The organism is Streptomyces sp. SID3212 (assembly GCF_009865405.1).
Taxonomy (GTDB): Bacteria; Actinomycetota; Actinomycetes; order Streptomycetales; family Streptomycetaceae; genus Streptomyces.
Map to the genome: position 1 here is coordinate 1 of NZ_WWJY01000782.1, position 8,386 is coordinate 8,386.

1 protein-coding gene is annotated in these 8,386 nt (G+C 70.9%); it reads right to left on the reverse strand.

What is annotated here, in order from left to right:
• On the reverse strand, positions 1–8,386 hold an 8,386-nt coding region (locus GT042_RS23330), incomplete at both ends, for a non-ribosomal peptide synthetase (RefSeq protein WP_161310679.1).

The window sequence follows — 8,386 nt, forward strand, 5'->3', positions numbered from 1 at the left end:
GGTCGTCGACGGCCACGTACGGCGGGTGGCCGTCGGTGAGGCGGGAGGCCAGGTCGGTGGTGGTGAGCATCAGCAGGGGTTGTGCGTCGGTGAGGATGTACGCGATCCGCTCGGCCGGATAGTCAGGGTCGACGGGTACGTACGCGCCGCCCGCCTTGACCACCGCGAGGAGCGCGACGACCAGGTCGACGGAGCGGTGCATCATGACCGCGACCAGCGACTCGGGCCCGACGCCCCGGTCGATGAGCAGCCGGGCGAGGCGGTTGGCTCGCGCGTTGAGCTCCGCGTAACCGACCTCCACGCCCTCGAAGACGACGGCGGTCGCGGAGGGAGTGCGGGCGGCGTGGGCCTGGAACAGCTCCGGCAGCGTTACGGCGGGCACGTCGCGGGCGGTGTCGTTCCACTCGACCAGGACCCGCTGCCGCTCCTCGGGACCGAGGACGTCCACCGCACTGATCCGCTGGTGCGGTGCTGTCTCCAGGGCGGAGACCACGCCTTCTGCGGCGGTATGGACCATGGCGCACAGCGCCTCACCCGAGACAGGTTCCGCGACCTGCACGGTGAGGGTGAATCCGTCACCGGCGTCGTCGACGTTCAGCGCGACCGGGTAGTTCGTCCGCTCCTTGTCATACAGCACCGTGACGCCGTCGAGGCTGTGGTCCGTCCCCGGCTCGGCGCTCCTGGAGTGCCGGTAGTTGAACAGGGAGGTGAACAGCGGTGTGTCCGCCTTGATACCGCTGGCCTGCCGGGCCAGTTTCAACGGGGCGTGTTCATGGACGAGCAGATCCGCCAGCTGGTTCTGCACCGACCGGACCGTGTCCCTCACTTCCGCGCCGTGAGTCCGCACCCGTACCGGCAGGGAGTTGATGAACAGGCCCAGCACACGGTCCGCGCCGCTTCCCGCGGCCATGCGGCCGAACAGGACGGTACCGAAGACGACGTCGTCCCGGCCCGCCGTGGCCGCCAGAACCCGCGCCCACACCACGTGCAGGACCGTGGCCGGGCTCACGCCGAGCCGGCGTGACTGGTCCCGCAGCTGCCGCGCGAGTCCCGCGTCCATCACGCGGCGGAACTCCGTCACGCCGGTGCCGTCGCCGCGGACGTCGAGCAGTCCGAACGGCGCGGTCGGCTCGGTCACATCCGCCAGCAGGGTGGAGAAGTACGTCCGGTGTTCCTCCTCCGCCACCCGCAGGCGGGCCTGGGCCACGAAGTTCCGGAACGGCAAAGGCGCGGGCAGGGTGTCCTCGCGGCCCTCGACGAACGCGCGCACCTCGTCCAGCAGCACGTCCAGGGTGGTGTGGTCCGCGATCAGGTGATGGGCCTGGACGAGCCCGAGCCACCGGCCGTTCACCGGGTCGGCCGCCGTGTACACACGGATCAGGGGTGCCCGGCCGATGTCCATCGACGCGGGGCACGCGGCCAGCATCCGGACGGTGACCTCGTCGTCCGGCCCCTCGGGCAGATCGACGCTCTCCACCGGGATCGCGGCACGGCGTACGACCACCTGGACCGGTTCGCGCAGTCCTTCCCACAGGACGGCGGTCCGCAGGATGTCGTGCCGGTCGACGACCTTCTGGAGTGCGCCGACAAACCCGTCGAGCCGCTGCCGGGAGTCGAACCCCAACAGCACCGGCAGCACGTACACATCGGTTCCGTCAGCGGAGTCACCCATCAGGTGATGGAAGAGGATCCCTTCCTGGAGCGGAGCGAGCGGGTAGACGTCCGCCACGTTGCCCGCACCGCCGGGAATCCGGGCCACGATCCGGTCGATCTCCTCGCGGTTCAGATCCACCAGGGGAAGCAGGTCGGGAGAAAGGGTCAGGGCGTTGTCCGGAATCCGGTTCTCCGGCACCGCCACCTCGGCCCGACCGTCCGACGCGGCCAGTCCGGCAGCCGTCGGCGCCGCGAACAACGACCGTACGTCGACCGCCATTCCCCGGGCACGCAGCAGCTCCACCACGCGCACCGTGAGCAGGGAGTGGCCGCCCAGTTCGAAGAAGTTGTCGTCCACGCCGACCTGGGGCAGGCCCAGGACGTCGGCGAACACGGTGCACAGGATTTCCTCCTGCACCGTGGCCGGCCCCCGGCCGCTGTCGGCCGGCTGATGGTCCGGAGCGGGCAGAGCCCGTCGGTCCAGCTTCCCGTTGGCCGTCAGCGGCAGACTCTCCAGGACCACCAGGGCGGACGGCACCATGTACTCCGGCAGCGTCGCGCCGAGGTGGGCGCGCAGGGCGGCCGTATCGACAACGCCTGCGTGCCCGGCGGTGGGGACGACATGGCCGACCAGACGTCTGTCGCCGGGGTGGTCCTCCCGTACGGTCACCGCTGCCTGGGCCACGGACGGGTGGGCGAGGAGCGCGGCCTCGACCTCTCCCGGTTCGATGCGGAACCCGCGTACCTTCACCTGGTCGTCCGTACGGCCCAGATACTCCAGCTGCCCGTCGGTGTTCCACCGGGCCACGTCGCCGGTACGGTACATCCGCTCACCCGGGCCCCCGAACGGGTTCGCGACGAACCGCTGCGCGGTCAGTCCCGGCCGGGCGTGGTAGCCGCGGGCCAGGCCCGCGCCGGAGACGTACAACTCACCCGCGACACCCACCGGAACCGGCCGCAGCGCCGCGTCCAGCACATGGACCCGGGTGTTGGCGACGGGCGTGCCGATGGTCGGAGTCCTGTTCCCGTCGGCCGGCAGGGGGTCGGTGGTGGTGGCGCAGACGGTGGATTCCGTCGGTCCGTAGGCGTTGACGAGGCGGCGGCCGTCGGCCCACCGCGTCACCAGGTTCTGGCTGAGGGCTTCACCGCCGGTGACGAGAGTCGTGAGCGACGGCAGGCTGTCCGGTTCCAGGAGAGCCAGAACGGCCGGGGGCAGGAGTGCGTGGGTGACCGACCGCTCCGCGACCAGGCGGACGAGCGCCTGGCCCGGCAGGAGGTCGTGCGAGGGGGCCGAGACGAGGCAGGCGCCGTTGCACAGGGCCATGACCGTTTCCCAGATCGCCGCGTCGAAGCTCGCCGAGGCGAACTGGAGCACCCGGCTGCGGGTGGTGATCGTCAATTCCTCCGCCTGTACGGCGGTCAGACTCGACAGCCCCCGGTGGGTGACGGTCACTCCCTTCGGCTGTCCGGTGGAGCCGGAGGTGTAGATGACGTAGGCGGGGTGGGCGGGCAGCAAGGGCGTGTGCCGCTCGCTGTCGGTGGGGTCGGTGTCTTCACGGTCGTCGAGCGCGGCGGTGGTGCGGGGGTGGTCGACGGCCAGGTACGACAGCTCTCCGCCGGTGAGGCGGGAGGCCAGGTCTGTGCTGGTGAGGACGAGGAGGGGTTCGGCGTCGGTGAGGAGATAGGTGATCCGCTCGGCGGGGTAGCCCGGGTCGACGGGGACGTACGCGCCGCCTGCTTTGACCACCGCGAGGAGCGCGACGACCAGGTCGACGGAGCGGTGCATCATGACCGCGACCGGCGACTCGGGTCCCACGCCCCGGTCGATCATGAGCCGGGCCAGGCGGTTGGCGCGCGCGTTGAGGTCCGCATAGGTCACCTCGATGTCGGCGAAGACGACGGCGGTCGCGTCCGGGGTACGGGCCGCCTGCGCCTGGAACAGCTCCGGCAGCGTTACGGCGGGCACGTCGCGGGCGGTGTCGTTCCACTCGACCAGGATCCGCTGCCGCTCCGCCGGGGCCAGAACCTCCACGGCGGTGAGGTGCTGGTGGGGATCGGCGGTGACGGTGTCCAGGACGCGGACGAACCGTTCGGCCAGGGTCTCCACCGTCTCGTGGTCGAACAGGTCGAGGGCGTAGTCGACGCCGCCGTGCAGACCGGCCGGACGACCATCGGGGTGAAAGGTCTCGGCGAGGGCGAAGGACAGGTCGAACTTGGCCACCGGCTCGCCGGCGGGCAACAGTACGGCGTCGACACCTGGCAGGTCGAGGACGGCCTCGGCGTTGTTCTGCAAGGCGAGCATGACCTGGAAGAGGGGGTGGCGGGCCATGGAGCGGGCCGGTGCGAGGTCTTCCACCAGTCGTTCGAAGGGGACGTCCTGGTGCGCGAACGCGGCCAGGCCGTTCTCCCGGACCTGTTCCAGCAGGCCGGCGAACGACGGGTCACCCGACAGGTCGGTGCGTATCACCAGGGTGTTGACGAAGAACCCGACCAGATCGTTCAGCGCCTCGTCGGTGCGTCCGGCTACCGGGGTGCCGACGGGAATGTCGTCGCCCGCGCCGACCCGCGACAGCAGCACGGCGAGCGCCGCCTGGAGCACCATGAACACGGTCACGCCCTCGGCACGGGCCAGCTCGGCCGCCCGGGCGTGCACGTCGGCCGGCACACGGATCTCCACGTGCCCGCCGCGATGCGAGACAACCGTGGGGCGCGGCCGGTCGAACGGCAGCACCAGCTCTTGGGGTACCCCGCCCAAAGCCTTGCGCCAGTAGCCCAGTTGTTCGTTCAGGAGGCTGTCGGGGTCGGTCTCCTCACCCAGCAACTCACGTTGCCACAAGGTGTAATCCGCGTACTGCACCCCCAACGGCTCCCAGTCGGGCGCCCGGCCCGTGGACCGTGCCGCATACGCGACCGACACATCCCGTGCCAGCGGACCCATCGACCACCCGTCACCGGCGATGTGATGCACCACCATCACCAGCACACACTCACCCGGCCCCACCCGCAGCAGCCACGCCCGCAAGGGGAACTCGGCCGTCAGATCGAACGCGTGGCCCGCCTGCCCGGCCACCGCCTCCGCCAGACCCTCCTGTCCCACCTCGACCACCGGCAGATCAAAGGACGAAGGCGCAGTCAGGATCCGCTGATACGGCCTGCCCGCATCGGTCGGAAAGACCGTCCGCAGCACCTCGTGCCGACCCACCACATCGCCCAGCGCCACGCGCAACGCCTCGACGTCCAGGTCACCGGTCAGCCGCAGAGCCACGGGAATGTTGTAGGTGGCCGACGGCCCCTCCAACTCGCCCAGGAACCACAACCGCTGCTGCGCGAACGACAACGGCACCCGCTCCGCCCGCTCCACGCGTTCCAGCGGTGGCCGCCTCGTACCGGAGGCCGTCAACCGGCCGGCCAGGGCTGCCGGAGTGGGCACCTCGAACAGTGTGCGGATCGGCACCTCGGCCCCGAGGACCGACCGGATACGGCTCACCACGCGCACCGCGAGCAGGGAGTGGCCTCCCAAGTCGAAGAAGTTGTCGTCCACGCCGACCTGGGGCAGTCCCAGGATCTCGGCGAACACGGTGCACAGAAGCTCCTCCCGCACCGTCAAGGGCCCCTGCTCGGCTAGGGGCACGTGATGGTCCGGAGCGGGCAGGGCCCCCCGGTCCAGCTTGCCGTTCACCGTCAACGGCAGCGCATCCAGGACCACCAGCGCCGACGGCACCATGTACTCCGGCAGAAAGGCGCCGAGATGGACGCGCAGGGCGGCTCCGTCCACCTGAGAAGTGTCGCCCCCATGGGGGACGAGGTAGCCGACCAGACGCTTGTCGCCGGGCTGGTCCTCACGCACCACCACCGCCGACCGGGCCACGGACGGGTGCGCGGTCAGCACGGCCTCGACCTCGCCCGGCTCGATCCGGAACCCCCGTACCTTCACCTGGTCGTCCGTACGGCCCAGATACTCCAGCTGCCCTTCGGCGTTCCACCGGGCGAGGTCACCCGTGCGGTACATCCGCTCGCCCCGACCACCGAACGGGCAGGCGACAAACCGCTGGGCCGTCAGACCCGGCCGCCCCAGGTAACCACGGGCCAGCTGCGCGCCGGCGAGATACAACTCACCCGCCACCCCGGGCGGCACCGGCCGCAACGCCGCGTCCAGCACGAAGGCTCGCATGTCCGGAACGGAACGGCCGACGGGCACGCCACCCACTCGGTCCGGGTCCCCGGGACGGACGGTGAAGATGACACATCCGACGGCCGCCTCGGTCGGACCGTACTCATTTGTGATCAGGACGTCGGGGTGCGCGGACCGCCACCGGGTGAGCTGCTCGCCCGCGAGGCTCTCGCCGCCGACAACAAGGTCTCCCTGGGTGAACGATCCGGCGGGGTCCTCGGACAGAAGATTCAAGTGACTCGGCGTCACCTTCAAGAAGGTCGGGGCCATTCCGTCGGGAAGCCCGTCCCGGATGTCCGCGAGGTACAGGGCGCCGCCCGAGATCAGCGTGCCGTACAACGGGGTGACGGTCAGGTCGAACGCCGCCGACGAGTGCAGCACCGTCCGGCCGCTCAACCCGGGGTACGCGCCGCTCGCCCAGGTGAGGTAGTGGCAGACCGCCGCATGGCTCACCACTACGCCCTTGGGGCGCCCCGTGGAGCCGGAGGTGTAGATCACATAGACGGGGTGCGCGGGCAGGAGCGCCGCTCCCCGCTCGCGGTCCGTGAGGTTCTCCCCGGCCATGGCGGACAGGGCCGCCACGGTGTCCGGGGCATCCGTCACGACGCGTGTCACACCGGCGCTGTCATCCGCCGCGCCTGTCATGCCCTGGTGTGTGACCAGCAGTGTGCTCCGGGCGTCGTCGAGCATGTGGGCGATGCGGTCGGCGGGGTGAGCGGGGTCGATCGGGACGTACGCGGCTCCGGTCTTGACCACCGCGAGGAGCGCGACGACGAGGTCGGTGGAGCGGTCCATCAGGACCGCCACCTGTTCTTCCGGCCGGGCGCCCCTGCCCACGAGGACGCGGGCCAGCCGGTTGGCCCGCGCGTTCAACTCCGCGTAGGTCGTCCCGGTGCCGTCGAAGACCACCGCGATCGCGTCGGGGGTGCGGGCGACCTGGGCTTCGAACAGTTCGGCCAGCGTGGTCGGCGGCACCTCCTGGCCGGTGTCGCTCTCCCTGGACAGGATTCGCTCCCGCTCCGCGCTGTCCAGGATCTCGACGCGGCCGACCGGCAGCGACGGGTCCCCGGTCACCGACTCCAGGACCATGAGGAAGCGCCGTACGATCGCCTCGGCGCTCGCGGGATCGAACAGGTCGGCGGCGTAGACGACCAGTCCGGTCAGGCCCGCCGGGGTGCCGTCGTCGGTGACCCGCTCGGTGATCTGGACGTCCAGGTCGAACTTGGCGGGGAGGACGCCCGCGGGCAGTGCCTCGATGTCCGGCCCGGCCAGGTCGAGAGGCGCCTCGGCGGCGTGGTGGAGGGTGAGCATGACCTGGAACAGCGGATGGCGGGCCATCGACCGGGCCGGGGCCAGGTCCTCCACCAACCGTTCGAACGGCACGTCCTGGTGCGTGTAGGCGCCGAGGTCCGCTTCCCGTGTCCTGGCCAGCAGGTCCACGAAGGTCGGATCGCCGGACAGGTCCGAGCGCAGGACAAGGGTGTTGACGAAGAATCCGACCAGATCGTCCAGCGCCTCGTCGGTGCGTCCGGCGATCGGGGTGCCCACCGGAATGTCGTCCCCGGCCCCCAGCCGGTGCAGCAGGACGGCCAGGGCCGCCTGCACCACCATGAAGACCGTCACGCCCTGCGCTCGGGCCAGCTCGGCCAATCCCTGGTGCACCCGCGCGTCGACGGTCAGTTCGACACTGCCGCCCCGATGGGAGGCGACCGGGGGACGCGACCGGTCGAACGGCAACGCCAGCTCCTCCGGCAGGCCGGCCAGTGCCTGGCGCCAATGGGCCAACTGCCCGCTCAGGAGGCTCCCGGGGTCGGCCTTCTCACCCAGCAACTCGCGCTGCCACACGCTGTAGTCGGCGTACTGCACCGGCAACGGCGCCCACTCCGGGGCACGGCCGGCGGATCGGGCCGTGTACGCGGTTGTCAGATCCCGCGTCAGCGGGGCCAGGGACCACCCGTCACCCGCGATGTGATGAATCATGATCAGCAGGACGTTCTCGCCGGGACCGGTTTCGAACAGCCAGGCCCGTAGCGGGATCTCCTCGGCGAGGTCGAAGCGGTGACCGGCGATCTTCGTGATCGCGGCTCCGAGATCGGCCGCCCGCTCGACCGTGAAGGGGACCGTGGCGCTCTCGGCCGGAAGGATCCGCTGGTACGGTTCCCCGTCCACCGTCGCGAACACGGTGCGCAGCACCTCGTGCCGGCCGACCACGTCACGCAGGGCGGCCCGGAGAGCGCCGACGTCCACGGGCGCGGTCAGTCGCAGAGCCACCGGAATGTTGTAGGTCGCCGACGGGCCCTCCAGCTCGCCGAGGAACCACAACCGCTGTTGCGCGTACGACAACGGGACTCGCCCCGCACGCTCCGTCCGTACCAGCGGTGGCCGCCTCGCTCCGGAGGCCGTCAACCGCTCGGCCAGCGCGGCGGGTGTGGGCGCCTCGAACAGGGTCCGGATCGGCACCTCGGCCCCGAGGACCGACCGGACGCGGCTCACCAGCCGGGTCGCGAGCAGGGAGTGGCCGCCCAGCTCGAAGAAGTTGTCGTCCACGCCGACCTGGGGCAG